Here is a 16,036-nt window from a genome sequence, read left to right as displayed (position 1 = left end):
CAATGATGAAGTCCACACCGCCCCTCGCGATACGGAGTTGGCGACGATTCGTCGCCATCGCAGGGTTGCTGATCGTCGCACTCGTGGCGATGATCGGTTGCAGTAGCGATTCGAACGACGAACCGACCAAGGCTGCAGAGCCCACGACGCGCGTGATCGAAACCGAAAAGGGCTCGGTCACCGTGCCCGCGTCGGCGGAGCGCATCGTGGTTCTGAGCGGCGGTCTCGCCGGATACCTGTACGCCCTGGACGCACCGGTGGTTGCCACCGATACCCGCGTCCTCGGTGTCACGAACCTCGACGGTGGATTCCCGCCGGCATGGTCGGATGCCGCAAAGGCGCAGGGCACCAAGGAATTGCCGGCCGGCGAGCAGATCAACATCGAAGCCGTCGCGGCGGCTGAACCCGACCTGATCATCGGCGGTGGACAGGGCATCACCTCGGTTCAGGCCGAGGAACTCTACGACCAGCTGACTGCTATCGCACCCACCGTGTTGGTCCCCAAGACGGTTGCCAACTGGGACAAGCAGCTCGAGATCGTCGCCGATGCCGCAGGTCGTTCGGACAAGGTTCCGGCACTGATCAGCGCGTACGACGACAAGGTCAAAGAGGTCAAGGGCAAGATCAAGGTTCCCGAGGGCAACGTCGTCTACATTCTCTCGCTCGCCAACAACAAGCCGTACCTCGTGCCGCCGACGGCAGCGCTCCCCGCAATGCTCGCCGAGCTCGGTTTCAAGGCCGACGACGTCATGGCCAAGGCCGGCAACCCGCAGCTCTTCGGCTCGGGTGACTCGTTCGAGGTCAGCCCGGAACTGCTCTCGCAGGTCGCCGATGCTCCTGTCGCCTTTGTGATTCCGGTGTCCGGTCGCCCGATGGCCGAACTTGCCACCGATCCGCTCTACTCGCAGTTGCCGTCCTTCAAGGCAGGCACGACGTTCGAGCTCCCCGCCACCAGCTACCGTCCTGACTACGACGGCGCAATGGCTACGCTCGACCTGATCGGCCAGACCTTCGCATGACTCGATTCGGTGGGCTGCTGATCGATGTTTCACCGTTGCGGACCAGCCGTCCATTCAGGTACGCGTTTTCCGCGCGATTGATCTCGCTGCTCGGGATCGGACTGCTCGTCGTAGCCGTTCCCGCACAGACGTACCAGCTCACCGGCTCGACCTTGCAGGTTGCCGGAGTGTCCACGGCGATGGCCATCGCCATGTTCTTCGGCAGCCTGTTCGGCGGTGTGCTCGCTGATCGTTACGACCGGCGACGCACCATCCAGTTGGCCCGCAGTGCTGCGGGTCTCGGCTTTGTCATTCTCGGGTGCAATGCGCTCTTGCCACACCCGTCGATGTGGGTCATCTACGTCGCGGCAGCCGTCGACGGCTTGGCCGGCGGTGTCAGCAGCTCGGCCTTGATGGCTTTGATGCCGACGTTGTTGCCGCGCAACAAGATGGCTGCGGCCGGCGCTTTGGTAGCGCTGACCACCGACATCGGGACGATGATCTCGCCGGCAATCGCCGGCGTGATCATCGCCTCCGGCGGCATCCCCGCGACATACTTTGTTGCTGCGGTGGCCACCGCAGCAACTGTCACGTTGTTCCAAGCCATCGGCCCTTCCCCTGCACCGGGCACGAATCACGAAAGCCCAATGCGCGCGCTTGTGACCGGCGTGAAATTCGCCGGCACGCACACAGTCATTCGCGGCATCCTGATCAGCGGACTGTTGGTCATGTTCGTCAGCGGGCCTATGGTGTTGCTGCCTGCCTTCGTCGACCAGGTTCTCGGCGGCGGACCCACCATGCTCGGTCTGCTCTACGGCGCCCCCGCTGTCGGCGCTGTGGTCGGTTCCCTCACCAGCGGGTGGACGGGACGAGTCCACCGCAACGGCGCCGCGATGTTGATCTCTGTTGCGCTGATGCCTCTCGGCCTGGTGGTACTGGGTGCGTCGGGAGCAGCGATTGTCGCGTTCCTGGGCCTGGCCGGATTCGGCCTCGGCCGCGCACTCAACGACATTCTGAGATTTGCAGTCCTTCAACAGAACACGCCGGACGAATTGCGCGGACGCGTGTCCAGTCTGTGGATGGTGCAAGCCGTCACGGGTACGGCGATCGGTTCGATGGCAGCCGGGTTCCTCGGGCAGTGGCTCGAGCCTGGCGCCGCGCTACTGGTCTTGGGGCTCGCCGGTGTGACACTGGGCCTGGTGCTCCTGGCAGCATTGGGTTCGGTGCGCCGGGTAACTTCGGAGATCAACGAAGTCGATCTCTCCGAAAACACTGTGCCGGTGGGGAATGCTCCGCCGGAAAAGGAAGGTAGTTCATGAACCGAGGAGACCACCTCGCGACCATCGCCGAAGTTCTGGCGGGAACCACCGGCGCAAAAGTGCCGTACCCCATCGGCATTCGCGAACTCGAAGTTGTTCGCAGCGAAATGGTCGGGACCGGACTGTTGCGTCTGACCTTGGGTGGACCGGAGTTGGAGGGCTTCGAATCGCACGCTCCCGACGAGCATGTCCGCCTGGTGTACCCGGATGCAGACGGAACTTTGCGTCTACCCGAACGCGACGGATTCAGCCTGAAGTGGCCTCGTCCATTGCCGATCTCGCGTGAGTACACCGTCCGTCGATACGACGCCGAGGCGGGGGAGCTGGACCTCGACTTCGCGCTCCACGAAGGTGGGTACGCCTCTGATTGGGCTCAGGCGGCCACCGTCGGCACTCGGGTGCACGTGGCAGGTCCGCCCGGCGGCGTCGTAGTTCCATGGACTTACGACCGCTATCTGCTGGCCGGTGACATCACCGCCCTTCCTGCCATTGCTCGTTGGCTCGAGATGATGCCCGCTGCTGCCGCCGGGTGGGTGTTCGTCGAGATCACCGACCCTTCACAGGAAATCGAACTCACTGTTCCGGAAGGAGTCGAGGTGCGATGGCTGCACCGCGGTGACGTCCCAGCCGGTCACTCGGATCTGCTCGAGCAGGCAGTCCGGACGGTCACCGTGCCCGAAGGTGAGCGCGTCTACGCCTGGATCTCCGGTGAGGCCACCAGTCTCAAGCCGATTCGCAGATTCGTGCGCGACGAACTCGGCCTGAGTTCGGGCGACCACCTGATCACGGGCTACTGGAAGCGCGGAGTCGCAGACTTCGACGAGGACGACGACGACCACTGAACATCGGTTGACGCCGGTTTCGGCATCGTCACCGCGACAACGAGTCCGACAATCGCAACGATTGCCGCCACTCCGAAATCCGTGGCGAATGCCGAGTGCTGGGGAAGGCCGCCGGATGAAGTCGCGCTCGCGATGATCCCGGCGGCAATTTGGGTTCCCACAGCAGAACCCAGCGATCTGGCGATCGTGACTATTGCCGTCGTGACACCTACGCGGTCTGCCGGTGCGCTGTCGGCGGAGATGACGAACACTGCCGTCGACGCGGCGGCAACGCCGGTACCCGCAAGGATCAGCACCACAACGATCTGCCACATCGTGGTTGCAAAGACCCCGACGGCGCCGCTGAGGCCGAGAAAGGCAACTCCCGCTACTGCAATGGCTTTCGTGCCGACCCGTTGCGCGAGCTTTCCGGAGATCACCGACGCGATGACCGCTGCGCCGTAGCCGACGCACAGCAGGAAGCCGATGGCGCTGGTCGACGCACCGCGGCCGAATCCGCTCTCTGCCGGCACGGCGAGTTGCTGCGGAAGTAGATAGACAACAGCGCCGTAAGTGAACCCGAAAACCACGCCGACGACCACGGCGCTCCACATCGAACGATGCCGCATCATCGTCAGGTCGACCATCGGCTCGGTTGTCCGGCTCTGATACCTGGCCCAGATCGTGAACACGGCAGCGGAAGCGAGAAGCAGCAGCATCGACGTCGGTGCGCCCCACCCGTTGCTCGATGCGCTCGCCAGCCACGCCGTCAGCGTCAACAAGCCCAGGGCCAATCCGGCAGCTCCCGGCCAATCGAGTCGGCCGCCGACGTTCGACCTGTGATCTCGGGGTGTGCTCACGGCAAAAGCAATTGCGCCGAGCAAAACGAACGCGGTCGGAACTGCATACATCGCGGTGCGTGAGACGTTTTCCGCGACGGGTCCCGCCAGCACGACTCCCAGAGCGCCGCCGGCCACGACGACAGCCCCGAGCAAACCCGTGGCCGTCTTGAGTCGGTCCGAGGACAAAGTGCGTCGTAGGACCACGAAGCTCACGGGAAGCAACCCGAGCCCGAATCCCTGGAGAAACTGGCCGAGGACGAACAGCGGGAAGATCGTTGCAAGAGCGGACACGCTGCCGCCCAGGACGACGATTGTCGTGATCGCGAGCAAGGTGGGGCGGGCGCCGTACACGTCGGCTATTCGCCCGGCCATCGGCGTGACGAGAACAGTGCTCAACGTCAGAGCGACGGATGCGAGCGCTCCGACGTCGGCCGTCACTCCGAAGTCTCTCTGTATCAGGGGGAGTGCGGGGACGATGATGCTTTCGAGCGCGGCGACGGCAGCGATCAGCAGGGTCAGGCTTGCGATAGTTGCTACCGGTCGCGGCTGATTTCCGGAGATGCTCTCTGTGGTCATCGTGCTCTCTTTCGATCGGGGAGTGAGGGGCTTCTGGACACGACGAAGCGCCGCCCCAGCAAGAGTCCGGAAGGGTTGTGGCACTGGGTATATAGGTCAGTGCGGTAGAGCGTCTTGTTATTTCGTTACGCGTACCGTTATTGTGGAGAAATGTAATCGGATTCAGCGCACAAAGCAAGAGCCGGATGGGGCGGAATTGGCGCGAAGTATCGCGAGACCACAACCGGCAGACTTTCGCTGTTGTGGTCGGTCAGGGTCAGGTGATGTGACGATGAGGCGTATTTCTCGTCGAACATGACGCTGGTCACCAAAAGGGCTCTGCCAGCAGGGAGTTCATCTGCCGGACACATCCAAGGTCCCCGTTTGAATGCCGGGTTTGTTAGCTTTCTGCCTGTGACGCGACGTCACGGAAAGTTCACGAATCACGGAGGATCATCATGGGTTCTATTTCAACGATCATCGGCATCTTCGAGCTCTACAAGCTGCTCGAGCCGCTGCTGAGTTCGCTGAGCTGATTCAGGTGTGATTTCGCTGTCGAGCCGGGGCGCCGAGGGACTCGGCTCGGCAGCGGATCTCGAGGATCCGGCGCGATCAGGACCCGTGGAACGGATGTCGGCACCGGCAGAATTCCATCGCTCCGGTGTAGTGGTCCATCACCAGGATTTCTGCGCACCGAGCGGGCTGCGGTGCGAACCTGAGGCAGCGCTCGATCCAGCCGCGCTCGAGCGAAGGGGCCGGGTGCGCGCAGTTCCCGCATCGGCCGGGACGTTCGGCGACACGTACGGAACCGTGGTGCTCCGGGGGCATGCCAAACATCTTGGTGGTGCGATGTTTCCAGGGCAATGGTTCGGCTCGAGCGGAAGCTATGTCACGAAAGCGCGACGGCGATATGCGAGGACCGAACCCGATGAGGCTGCCCTACCTAGCTACCTGATAGATCCGATTGTCCATACTGAGTTTTTTGGTGCAAGCTGCGGCTACTGCGCTGACGCCCAGAAATTCTCGGACTATCTGGGCAACGATCATGTGGTGGTAACCGCGAACAGAATCCGATCCGGCTCGCGTTGCATACGGGTGATCGCGACGCGGCCCCCGATCCAAGCACCAAGTGCACCAATCGCAACAGCGACAGGGATGGCGAAATAGTTCACCGGGTTTGGTAGCAGCGCCCCGAGTAGAACGCCGGGCGCCGTTGTCGCGGCGAAGATGACGATGGCGAGGATGATCAGTCCGAAGGACGAGCCGTTGAAGGACCCGCGGGTGTTGAAGGAGAACGTCTTCTTCATCTCCGGAACCGGGTAGGGCGCTTTGGCGGATATCGCCACTACCAATCCTGCACCGACTCCCATCATCGAAATGCCGACGGCGATCGGCACGGCCAGTCGGTCGGTCCCGAGGTCCCCGAAGATCCGTACAGCAGCTGTTGCGACGACCACGAAGGGTGTCATCACGATTGCCCACGCGATTTGTCGGCCCCGGACATCAGCGGCAGCGGCTTCGGGGATCATCACCAGATGCCAGATCGATGCGCCGTCGAATCCGTACAGATTCGATCCGGCTGCCATTGCCAGGTAGATCAGGAACCAGGCACCCCATGCGGCGGAGAAGGGGATCGATGACGAGATCAGCGGTCCGAAGCCGGAGACCAAGGTCATGATGGCAACGGAGAGCAGTTGTGTTCGTCGGCGCATGTCTCCGTGCCAGAGCGAAAGCTCGCGAGAGATGACGGTGCCCAGTCGGGATGCGCGCCAACCGGTTCGAATGTCGCGGCCCTGGTTCTTCAATTGCACGGAAGTGGCGCCCGCTGATTCTGCGACCTTCCCGTTGAAGTAGCGAACGACCAGGCGTTGCCATGACCACAGCAGTGCGAGATCGACCAGCACCAGGGCGAGGACTGCTCCGGCGGCGAGGAGCCAGGCGCCTCCTGCTGCTGCGTCGACACTGGTGATTCCCCACGCGAACGGTATCGAATGCGCGACCGTGAGCGGCCACGTGACGTCGCCGTCCACGACCGTGCCGAGGCGACTCTGCAGCGGAAATTGCAGCAGATACAGTCCGCCGAAGAACGTGCCGAATACCAACAGTCCCAGTTCGCGGCTGCGACGACTCCGCAGGAGCTGCGACATCGCCAGCATCGCGACCCGTGAGGTGCCGACAATGAGCAGGACCGTTGCGGGCCAAGCGATAATGGCCAATGGCAGTGCGGCAGGGTGGTGTGTAGCGGCATAAATTGGAATCGCTGCTGCAGCCAACGCGGTAATCGGCACGGTCATACCGACCAGTGACGTCGAGAACAGTGCTCTGGCGAGTCGGACGGGTTCCAGGGGGAGTAGTTGGAACTGTCTGGGGTGAAGATTGTCATCTGACAGACCAGACATGATCGGCATCAAGATCCACATCACGCCGATAGCCGACAGTGCGAGACTGGTTGTGCCGCTGACGATTTCGGAAGAGCCCGCGCTCGTCCCCGAGGCTTGCAGGCACAGCAGAGCCGCCCCCAGAACCCCGAAGAGTGCTGCCACGACTTTGATGACGGCTCTGCCGCCGGTGAATTGACGTTTGTAGAGGGTCATGCGCATTCGAAGGACCGTGCGCCACACAGAGTCCGACGTGTTCCAGTGTGTCGGTGAAAAGCTGGTGGTGGTCATGCGCGCATCCATGACAGTCCGTCGGGATTGGGACTGCGGCTGCCGACAAGACGAACGAATGCCTCGTCGAGTGTGTTGCCTGCGCGCACCTCGTCGACCGTTCCTGAAGCCACGACGCGCCCGTCTGCGATGACTCCGATGTGAGTACACAGTTGTTCGACAAGGGCCATCACGTGACTGGAAAGAATGACCGAGCCACCTGAGTGGACGAACGAGAGCAGAATGCTCCGAATTCCGGCCGAAGAAATGGGGTCGACAGCTTCGAACGGCTCATCCAGTACCAGTAAGCGAGGGCCGTGCAACAAGGCCGAGGCCAACCCGATTTTCTTCGTCATACCCGCTGAATAGTCGGCGATGACCGTTCCACCTGCATCGGCGAGATCGAGCGCGGCCAACAGTTCGTCGCGTCGTGACGCGATGACGTCCTCTGGCATGCCGCGCAGTCGCCCGAAATAGGTGAGTAGTTCATGACCGGTGAACTGGGCGGGTAGCGCCAGACCGTCGGGTAGAACGCCGAGCAGACTCTTCGCTGCCACAGGGTCGTTCCACACGTCGTAGCCGTACACCAGGCTGCGACCGTAGTGCGGGCGAAGCAATCCGACAGCCATCGACAGTGTGGTCGTTTTTCCCGCACCGTTAGGGCCCACCAGGCCGAACAACGAACCTGAGGGCACCGCGAGGGAAAGGTCGTTCACAGCAACTTTCGCGCCGAACGCCATGCAGAGGTGTTCCACCTGTAAGGCCATCGGTCCGGGAGGCAACTGGCCTGTCTCGGGGAGAGGGTGCATCGATCGAGGGTAACTGTCCGGAGCCCTGTGCGCGGAGACAGAGCGGAGCGATGCAGGCTGCGTGCACCGAATGTCATTGGTAGGTGGTTGGTCGCGGCATGAGTCGCTGGTTCGCAAGCTGAGCGGATGGCAGGAGTCGAACCTGCGTGGACGGTTTTGCAGACCGCTGCCTTGCCGCTCGGCCACACCCGCATTGATCCAATTATGTTCGTAGTGAACAACAGTCGCCAGGATTGTGATCAGGGTGAATTGATCGCCATGTGACGGATTGTGGGGAAGGCGGTGAACTGGCGGGCTAGGCGCGGGAGAACACCGCGACCAGGAATTCGGAATTGTCCTTGAACGGGCGCAGGTCCCACGTGGACAGCAGCAGATCAGCCTCGAGGCCACTCGCGGCCGCGTCGGCGAGAAACTCGGGGAACTCGTAGCCACGGCCGGCACCGAATCCGATGACCACTCGGCCGCTCGGAGCGAGATGACGAGCAAATCCTGACAATACTGCGTGCCTGGTTGACGGAGCGAGAAACGCCATCACGTTGCCTGCCGACACGATGACGTCGAAATTCGCCTCGACACCGCGGGCCGGTAGATCGAGCTCGGAGAGATCGCCGACAAGCCACGTCGGGCCGGGGTGGTCCTCCTCCGCGGCAGCGATGAGAACCGGGTCAACGTCGACTCCGACAACCACATGCCCGACGTCGTGCAGATAACCGCCGAGTCGGCCCGGCCCGCACCCTGCATCGAGAACCCGGCCACCGCGTCCGAGCATCGCGTCGATCAAACGTGCTTCCCCGACAATGTCCTTGCCGTCCGCTCTCATGGAACGGAAACGCTCGACATATCGTGTGGAATGCGTCGAGTCGGCTGCAGTGATCTCTTCCCACTGGCTGGGGATGCGCTCGTTCGGGGCCTGTGCAGTCATCTTTCGAGGGTACCGACAGCTCACCGGGTGCCGACGACCGTCCCGTCTGCGGCATATCCGACGAGAGTTGGACGCGGGAAGGTGAGCGAGAGGGGAATCCATCCGTAGAAGCGGTCTTCGGCAAGAATTGTCGGATAGATTTGGCCGTCTGCGGTGTGAAGTTCGGCCCGAACGGCACCTCCCGCCCCTGCGTCGTAGGTCGCCTCGTGCGAACCGGCCTCGTACCCGGCGCCGCCCCCGAATGAATCTGCGCCGTACAAGTCGTCGTTCGATCTGCAGCCGTGTCCGAGGCTGATGAATTTCGACGGACCAACCTTGTCGGTCTCGGATGACGTCTCGAAAACCGGGGCGACGCACCTCCAGCCATCAGCGCCGTGGGCAACGAAGACGCTGAACACGGTTCCGTCAGGTCCGGGGATGGACCCGACCCGCTCGGCGGTGGACGGATCTATTCCGCCGTTGGTTCCCGGCATGGTCTGCCAACCCGAGTACATATCCGTAAACGGTTTAGGCATCATCGCCGTGGCAGCGGCGCAGCCCACCATTCCCGCTGCACAGAGCATCGCGACGAGAGCTACGGCGCCTACCCGGCGGCGTGGAACTCTGGGTGTTCCAATGTTGTTTTCGTCAGCGATGATTCGGATGCGAGCGGCAACCTGGACGTTCTCGGGCCAGAGTTCGGCGGAAAGAGAATCGGTCGGCCGCAGCTTCTCGAGGGTGGTCAGCAAATCTTTGCTCATGGAGTACTCCCGTGTTCGGCGGCAGCGCAAGGTCGGGCGGTGTTCATCGGGATCGCGGTGTCAGGTTCTGAAGCCAACCCGGTGCTCAATCGACGCCGAGCGCGAAAGAGTCGAACATGCATGGCTGGAACCGAACACCCGGCGACCCGCGCTGCTTCGGTGGCGGTCAATCCGTCCCAGGCAGTCAGGAGTAGGGCTTCACGCTCGGTGACGGTGAGTGTTGCCAGTGCTTCGAGCAGTTCTGTGCGGTCGGTGACAGTAACGTCGGCGCCCGGCGTCGATGCCGCGATCTGCTCGATTCGTCGCATCTTCTCGGTCAACGCATCATGGCGCCGAACGCTTCGACGGTTGTTGTTCACGGTGTTTCGAGCCACCACCAACAGCCATGGAAGTGCCTGTTCGGGCACGTCGTCCAAGCGTCGCCAGGCAACGAGGAACGTCTCGGAGACAACTTCCTGTGCGCTGTGATGATCGACGTGGCGGCAGGTATAGGCGAACACCCGACCGGCGTAGGCGTCCCACAGGACGGTGAAACGCTCTTCGTCGCTCGGTGGTGGCCCGTCCTCGGATTTCGGCGTCATAAGAAGAGATGTCCGGCTGGTTGCTGATCCTTACAGCGTGGGCGCCTATGGACGGTTTGCCGTGTTACTCCGGCCGAGGATTCCGACGGTCAGGAGCAACAACGCAAGGATGTACAGCGTCATGATCCAGATGCCGGCAGCGGCAGGCTGCCACTTGTTCGCCTGACCGAGCAGGATCAGGGCGTCAGAGGTGAGGAACAGTGCGCCGCCGATACCGGTGGTCGTGTTGTAGGCCAGTGCGGTGGACGCGGTTCCCACCAGGATTGCGGCGTACACAGGGACGGCAATCCGAAGTGCCGGTTCGAGACCGGTCCAGGCGTACGACACAAGGGCAATTCCGGCAACGGCGTACGCGCACAAAAACCATGGCCGCCTTCGTATCTCCCGAAGAGCGCCGTGCGAGAGAAAGAATCGGATGAAACAGACGTGACCGATCGCGAAGGCGGCCATCCCGATGACAAACGTGGAGTCCCAGATCAGGAACAGGTCTCCGACAGCGCAGGCAATCAGCGCAGCAGCAACAATCCTCGGTCCGCCTTGGTCGACAACCCAGGCAGCCAGAATCGGCGCGAGCATGACCTTGGTGATCCCGTCCCAGGGCGCAGCATCAGCGGCATTCAGGATCAGATGAAGAATCGCCACCGCGGAAAACCCGACAAACCATGGCGACCGGAAGGTACTCGGCAGTCCGGCGTCGCCAACAGATTCACGCATCGGCTCAGTGCACGAAGTCCGCTGCACGCTCGGCGAGATCGAGCGCCGGCTGGGGGAGTATGCCGAGGATGAGCGTTACACCGGCGCCGAGGCCGATCACACTGCTGGTCAGTGCACTTGGCACCACGACGGTCGGTGCGTCTTCCGCCGATTCGGTGAAGAACATCAACACGATCACTCGCACGTAGAAGTAGGCGGCGATCGCGCTACACAGGACGCCGACGATCACGAGAGGCGCGGCCCCACCCTCGGCGGCCGCGCTGAACACCGCGAACTTTCCGATGAACCCACTGGTCAACGGAATCCCGGCGAAAGCCAACAGGAAAAGTGCAAACACAACGCCGACCAATGGTGAGCGTCTGCCCAATCCGGCCCAGCGCGACAGTGCGGCGACCTCACCGTCAGCGTCCCGGACCACACTGACGACGGCGAACGCACCCACGGTGCTGAATCCGTAAGCCAGAAGATAGAACATCGACGAGGCGAGGCCGGCATCCGAGTCGGCCACCACGGCGGTCAGAATGAATCCGGTGTGCGCGATAGCCGAATAGGCCAGCATTCGCTTCATATCCGTCTGCGTCACGGCAACGATCGATCCGACAACCATCGTGAGAATCGCGACCGCCCACATCAGAGGGCGCCAGTTCACGTATTCATTGGGCAGGGCCACGTAGAAGACGCGAAGGATGGCGCCGAACGCGGCAATCTTGGTTGCAGTCGCCATGAAACTGGTGATCGGCGTCGGCGCCCCTTGATAGACGTCGGGAATCCACGAATGAAACGGCACTGCACCGACTTTGAACAGCAACCCCACTGCCACCAGGGCCGTTCCGAGCCAGAGGAAGGCGTCGGTGCCCGACCCGATGCGTGCTGCGTCGGCGATACCGGAGAGCGTGACCGTCCCGGCATAGCCGTACAGCAACGCAATTCCGAAAACGAAGAACGCCGACGAAAATGCCCCGAGCAGAAAGTACTTGAGCGCAGCTTCCTGAGAGAGCAGGCGACGTCTGCGTGCCAGACCGCACAGGAGATACAGAGGCAGTGAGAACACTTCGAGCGCAACGAACATCGTCAGTAGATCGTTCGAAGCCGGAAACAACAACATACCGCCGACCGCAAAGAGCGTGAGCGGAAAGACTTCGGTCTGGGCGATACCGACCTTCACTGCTTCTTGCTCCGCAACACTTCCCGGGACGCTCGACGCTTGAGGGGTGAAACTGCCGAGCGCGTCATGTTGCGCAATCACTTCGGCGGTGTTGCCCGAGCCTCGCTCGGCAATCAGCAGTACCGCGGGGATCGACACAAGAAGGATCGTGGCCTGCAAGAACAGCGTCGGTCCGTCGACCGCAACAGAACCCATCATCGCCGTCGACCGCGTGCCGGCGAGCAGAAGCACTGCCACGAACGCAGCCGCCAAACCTCCGACACCGAGAACGAGTTGCACTGGGTACCGAATACGCCGGGGTGCAAAGGCTTCGATGAGTACCCCGACCACCGCAACACCGAACACGATCAACATCGGCGCGAGCAGGCTGTATTCGATACTGGGTGATGCCGCGTCGGCCGAGCCGAGGATGGTCACGTCGTTGAAGGAACTCATTTGTGGGCACCTCCTTCGTGGTCGGCGACGAGCGGCGTTGGTGCCTCGTAGACGACCGTGTGGCTCACTGCAGGAGTGATGACGTCCAAGGCAGGCTTGGGGTAGATGCCGAGGAGCAGGAGGAGTGCGATCAGAGGGGCGACCACCACGAGTTCGCGTCGCGCGAGGTCGCGGATCGTTCCCTGCCCTTCCTTCACCGGTCCGCCCATCATGCGCTGATAGAGCCAGAGTATGTAGATCGCGGACAGTACAAGCGCGACAGTCGCCGCGATAGCGGCCACGTGGTAGCGCGAGTACGTTCCGATCAGCACCAGGAACTCACTGACGAACGGCGCGAGACCCGGCAGCGACAGTGTTGCCAACCCCGCAACGAGGAATGTGCCGGCCAGGACGGGTGCGACTTTCTGGACGCCGCCGTACGCCGAGATAGATCGTGTACCTCGCTGCGAGACCAGGAAGCCCGCAATCAAGAACAGCGCGGCGGTGGAGATTCCGTGATTGACCATGTACAGTGCGGAACCTGCCTGGCTCTGGCTGGTCATCGCGAAGATTCCGAGAATGATGAAGCCGAAGTGTGAAATCGACGTGTAGGCGATCAGTCGCATGACGTCTGTCTGCGCGATCGCCAGTATTGCGCCGTAGACGATCCCGATCACGGCGAGCGTGATGATCCACGGTGCAAAAGTCGACGACGACTCCGGGAACAGTTGCAGGCAGTAGCGAATCATCGCGAAGGTGCCTACCTTGTCCACGACCGCCATCATCAACACTGCTGTCGACGGAGTCGATTCCACTGCGGAGTCCGGCAACCAACTGTGTAGCGGCCAGAGCGGTGCCTTGACCGCGAACGCGAACATGAATCCGAGGAACAAGGCATTGAGCACCCCGGGTCCGACGCCGAGTTCACCGCTGCTCGCCGCGGACGCGATCGCTCGGAAGTCGAAAGTGCCGCTGGTGAAGGGACTCTCGTCGCGCGTGGTGACCACGTACAGGCCGATGACCGCAGCGAGCATAACCAGGCCGCCGAGGAGGTTGTAGAGCAGAAACTTCACGGCGGCCCGCGATCGGCCAACTCCACCGAACCCGCCGATGAGGAAATACATCGGTATCAGCATTGCCTCGAAGAAAATATAGAACAGGAGAATATCCAAGGCGCTGAACGAAATCATCACCATGGACTCGACAACAAGGATCAGCGCGAAATAGGTGTGCGGCATCCGCTTGGGTGATGCCGGGTCCGCGGGGACGTCGTTCCAGCCCGCGATCAGTAGTAATGGCACCAGCACTGCGGTGAGAAGAACCAGAACGAGTGCGATGCCGTCAAGTCCGAGTGTGTAGCTGGTACCGAAAGCCGGTATCCAGCTGTGGCTTTCGACGAACTGAAACTGCTCGCCGCCGCGGTCGAACGCAATTCCGAGACCGCCGGCGATCACCAGGACTGCCACGGACACTGCCAGTGCGAGAGATTTGGCAAATTGGTACGACCGTGCAGGCAGAGCGAGGACAACACCCGCTCCGATGAGCGGAAGCAGCCAGAGCGCCGTCAGTGCAGGGAAGCCGGCATTGGTCACAGAGTCGCTCACCGCCGCTTCGATCACCACAGTGTCACCGCCATCATTGTCGCGACCACGAGTGTTGCTCCGACAAACATCACCAGCGCGTACGAACGAACGAACCCGGTCTGCAGCTTCCGCGTGAGCGTGGACAACCCGGTGACGACCACCGCAAAGCTACCCACGACGCCGCCTATTCCCTTGGTGTCGACCACTTCCAGCGACTTGGTGAGTTGTTGTCCCGGCTTCATGAACACCGCCTCGTTGAAGGCGTCACCGTACAGATCACGGCGAGCCGCAACGGTCAACGGAGAAACCGGAGTCGGTGCCACCACGGGAATCTCCCGTGTGGCGTACTCGCGATAAGCAATCGCGACGCCGGCGGCGACTGCGAGCAGCGCCAGCGCGGTGATCGACCACGCGGGTATCGGCGGTTCGACGTGATGGGAGCCGACTACCGGTTCCAGCCAGTTCTGCAAGCTGGACCCGATGGTCAGGAGCATGCCGGCCCCGACGGATCCCACCGCCAGAATGATCATCGGAGACGTCATCACCGCCGGAGATTCGTGAGGTTTCTGGTTCTCCCAGCGGGCCTTCCCGAAGAAGGTCATCAGCATCACGCGGCTCATGTAGAAGGCAGTGAGCGCCGCACCCAAGAGCGTGACGATGCCAAGCACAACGCCCTTGACGCCGCCCTCGCCGATTGCAACCTCGATGATCTTGTCCTTGGAGAAGAACCCGGCAAACGGCGGAACACCGATGATGGCAAGATATCCGAGCCCGAACGTGACAAAAGTCAGTGGCATGAACGCTCGGAGTCCGCCGTAGCGCCGCATGTCGGTTTCGTCGTTCATCGCGTGCATCACGGAGCCGGCGCCGAGGAACAGGCCCGCCTTGAAGAATCCGTGGGTGATCAGATGAAGGATTGCGAAGGCGTATCCGGCTGGTCCGAGACCCGCGGCCAGGACCATGTATCCGATCTGACTCATGGTCGATGCGGCGAGCGCTTTCTTGATGTCGTCCTTCGCACAGCCGATGATCGCACCGAACAGGAGCGTCACGGCACCGACGATGACAACCACGAGTTGAGCGTCGGGCGCGAGATCGAAGATCGGATTGGAGCGCACGATCAGGTAGACGCCGGCGGTGACCATCGTGGCCGCGTGAATCAGAGCCGAAACGGGGGTGGGGCCCTCCATCGCGTCGCCGAGCCACGACTGCAGCGGCACTTGCGCCGACTTCGCGCACGCAGCGAGGAGGAGCATCAGACCGATCGCCGTCAGGACACCTTCGCTTGCGCCGGACGCGTCGCCGAAGACATTGCTGAACGAGAGCGAGCCGAATGTGCTGAACATCAACATCATTGCGATCATCAATCCGATGTCGCCCACCCGATTGACGACAAAAGCCTTCTTGGCAGCAGTCGCCGCCGACGGCTTGTGCTGCCAGAAGCCGATCAGCAGGTATGACGCCAACCCGACGCCTTCCCAGCCGACGTAGAGTCCGAGGAAGTTGTCGGCGAGCACCAGAAGCAGCATTGCAGCGAGGAAAAGATTGAGGTACGCGAAGAACTTACGACGCTCGGGGTCGTGCGCCATGTATCCGACCGAGTAGATGTGGATCAGCGAACCTACACCGGTGATGAGCAGAACGAAACACATCGACAGTTGGTCCAGTTGCAGTCCGAACTCGACCTGAAGACTGTCGACCGGGACCCAGCTGAACAGGTGCTCGGTGACGGTGCGGTCGGCGGTGTCACGGCCGAGCATGGCGATGAAAAACACCACTGCGACGACAAACGACGCGATAGCCATGACGCAGGCAAGCAGGTGGCCCCACGCGTTCGTGCGACGACCGGCCAGCAAAAGGACAGCGGAGCCGCACAGCGGCAGGGCGGGGAGCAACCAGATGGCGGACGTGATTCCTCCTGACAT

Annotated in this window: 13 protein-coding genes and 1 tRNA gene; 3 read left to right on the top strand and 11 right to left on the bottom strand. The window is 62.1% G+C overall.

Annotated elements, in window-relative coordinates; all coding sequences use genetic code 11:
- Nucleotides 1-5: 5 nt before the first annotated feature.
- From QM596_RS12135 to QM596_RS12125, 3 genes are read left to right on the top strand one after another with little or no spacing between them, the layout of a single operon-like run.
- Nucleotides 6-1,019, top strand: a complete 1,014-nt coding sequence (locus QM596_RS12135; RefSeq protein ID WP_283309309.1) for a Fe2+-enterobactin ABC transporter substrate-binding protein — start codon at nucleotides 6-8, stop codon at nucleotides 1,017-1,019.
- Nucleotides 1,016-2,317 carry an enterobactin transporter EntS gene (gene entS, locus QM596_RS12130; RefSeq protein WP_283309133.1) on the top strand — a complete coding sequence of 434 codons (1,302 nt, stop codon included), beginning with the start codon at nucleotides 1,016-1,018 and terminating at the stop codon, nucleotides 2,315-2,317. Before QM596_RS12135 ends, entS begins: the two co-directional genes overlap by 4 nt.
- Entirely contained in the window at nucleotides 2,314-3,159 is an 846-nt protein-coding gene (locus tag QM596_RS12125; RefSeq protein ID WP_070385277.1) for a siderophore-interacting protein, read from the top strand. The genes entS and QM596_RS12125 overlap by 4 nt, the downstream gene beginning before the upstream one ends.
- On the opposite strand, the gene QM596_RS12120 is transcribed toward QM596_RS12125, so the two are convergent.
- The 11 genes from QM596_RS12120 to nuoL form a co-directional block, all read right to left on the bottom strand.
- A complete protein-coding gene (locus QM596_RS12120) occupies nucleotides 3,108-4,556 on the bottom strand; it encodes an MFS transporter (RefSeq protein ID WP_283309132.1) in 1,449 nt (482 codons plus the stop codon). The genes QM596_RS12125 and QM596_RS12120 overlap by 52 nt on opposite strands.
- A 1,022-nt stretch (nucleotides 4,557-5,578) precedes the next feature.
- On the bottom strand, nucleotides 5,579-7,204 hold the full coding sequence (locus tag QM596_RS12115) for an ABC transporter permease (protein ID WP_283309131.1): 1,626 nt from the start codon (nucleotides 7,202-7,204) through the stop codon (nucleotides 5,579-5,581).
- A complete protein-coding gene (locus QM596_RS12110) occupies nucleotides 7,201-7,992 on the bottom strand; it encodes an ABC transporter ATP-binding protein (RefSeq protein WP_019748159.1) in 792 nt (263 codons plus the stop codon). The genes QM596_RS12115 and QM596_RS12110 overlap by 4 nt, the downstream gene beginning before the upstream one ends.
- A gap of 121 nt (nucleotides 7,993-8,113) precedes the next feature.
- Nucleotides 8,114-8,184: transfer RNA gene (locus QM596_RS12105), tRNA-Cys, on the bottom strand.
- A gap of 103 nt (nucleotides 8,185-8,287) precedes the next feature.
- A complete protein-coding gene (locus QM596_RS12100) occupies nucleotides 8,288-8,914 on the bottom strand; it encodes a class I SAM-dependent methyltransferase (RefSeq protein ID WP_133729298.1) in 627 nt (208 codons plus the stop codon).
- A 20-nt stretch (nucleotides 8,915-8,934) separates the two neighbouring features.
- Nucleotides 8,935-9,654 (bottom strand): hypothetical protein, encoded by a 720-nt coding sequence (locus tag QM596_RS12095; RefSeq protein WP_080910511.1) that lies wholly within the window; start codon nucleotides 9,652-9,654, stop codon nucleotides 8,935-8,937.
- A complete protein-coding gene (locus tag QM596_RS12090) occupies nucleotides 9,651-10,235 on the bottom strand; it encodes an RNA polymerase sigma factor (RefSeq protein WP_070385273.1) in 585 nt (194 codons plus the stop codon). Before QM596_RS12090 ends, QM596_RS12095 begins: the two co-directional genes overlap by 4 nt.
- A 45-nt stretch (nucleotides 10,236-10,280) precedes the next feature.
- Nucleotides 10,281-10,949: a lysoplasmalogenase family protein gene (locus QM596_RS12085; RefSeq protein ID WP_283309130.1), complete on the bottom strand. Its 669-nt coding sequence runs from the start codon at nucleotides 10,947-10,949 to the stop codon at nucleotides 10,281-10,283.
- 4 nt (nucleotides 10,950-10,953) lie between these two features.
- Nucleotides 10,954-12,549, bottom strand: coding sequence for an NADH-quinone oxidoreductase subunit NuoN (gene nuoN, locus QM596_RS12080; RefSeq protein ID WP_020969452.1), 1,596 nt, complete (start codon nucleotides 12,547-12,549; stop codon nucleotides 10,954-10,956).
- A complete protein-coding gene (locus QM596_RS12075) occupies nucleotides 12,546-14,150 on the bottom strand; it encodes an NADH-quinone oxidoreductase subunit M (protein WP_283309129.1) in 1,605 nt (534 codons plus the stop codon). The genes nuoN and QM596_RS12075 overlap by 4 nt, the downstream gene beginning before the upstream one ends.
- On the bottom strand, nucleotides 14,144-16,036 hold the full coding sequence (gene nuoL, locus QM596_RS12070) for an NADH-quinone oxidoreductase subunit L (protein WP_283309128.1): 1,893 nt from the start codon (nucleotides 16,034-16,036) through the stop codon (nucleotides 14,144-14,146). Before nuoL ends, QM596_RS12075 begins: the two co-directional genes overlap by 7 nt.

The sequence above is a fragment of the Rhodococcus sp. IEGM 1406 genome (assembly GCF_030056745.1).
Taxonomy (GTDB): Bacteria; Actinomycetota; Actinomycetes; order Mycobacteriales; family Mycobacteriaceae; genus Rhodococcus_F; species Rhodococcus_F erythropolis.
The sequence above is the reverse complement of the archived record's forward strand: the minus strand, read 5'-3'. Positions and strand labels throughout refer to the sequence as shown.

Excerpts from the sequence above, each read along its gene's own strand:
- QM596_RS12110 (WP_019748159.1), bottom strand. The coding sequence starts at position 7,992 with ATGCACCCTCTCCCCGAGACAGGCCAGTTGCCTCCCGGACCGATGGCC.
- QM596_RS12100 (WP_133729298.1), bottom strand. The coding sequence starts at position 8,914 with ATGACTGCACAGGCCCCGAACGAGCGCATCCCCAGCCAGTGGGAAGAG.
- QM596_RS12135 (WP_283309309.1), top strand. The coding sequence starts at position 6 with ATGAAGTCCACACCGCCCCTCGCGATACGGAGTTGGCGACGATTCGTC.
- entS (WP_283309133.1), top strand. The coding sequence starts at position 1,016 with ATGACTCGATTCGGTGGGCTGCTGATCGATGTTTCACCGTTGCGGACC.
- nuoL (WP_283309128.1), bottom strand. The coding sequence starts at position 16,036 with ATGTCAGGAGGAATCACGTCCGCCATCTGGTTGCTCCCCGCCCTGCCG.
- QM596_RS12095 (WP_080910511.1), bottom strand. The coding sequence starts at position 9,654 with ATGAGCAAAGATTTGCTGACCACCCTCGAGAAGCTGCGGCCGACCGAT.
- QM596_RS12125 (WP_070385277.1), top strand. The coding sequence starts at position 2,314 with ATGAACCGAGGAGACCACCTCGCGACCATCGCCGAAGTTCTGGCGGGA.
- QM596_RS12115 (WP_283309131.1), bottom strand. The coding sequence starts at position 7,204 with ATGACCACCACCAGCTTTTCACCGACACACTGGAACACGTCGGACTCT.
- nuoN (WP_020969452.1), bottom strand. The coding sequence starts at position 12,549 with ATGAGTTCCTTCAACGACGTGACCATCCTCGGCTCGGCCGACGCGGCA.
- QM596_RS12090 (WP_070385273.1), bottom strand. The coding sequence starts at position 10,235 with ATGACGCCGAAATCCGAGGACGGGCCACCACCGAGCGACGAAGAGCGT.
- QM596_RS12120 (WP_283309132.1), bottom strand. The coding sequence starts at position 4,556 with ATGACCACAGAGAGCATCTCCGGAAATCAGCCGCGACCGGTAGCAACT.
- QM596_RS12085 (WP_283309130.1), bottom strand. The coding sequence starts at position 10,949 with ATGCGTGAATCTGTTGGCGACGCCGGACTGCCGAGTACCTTCCGGTCG.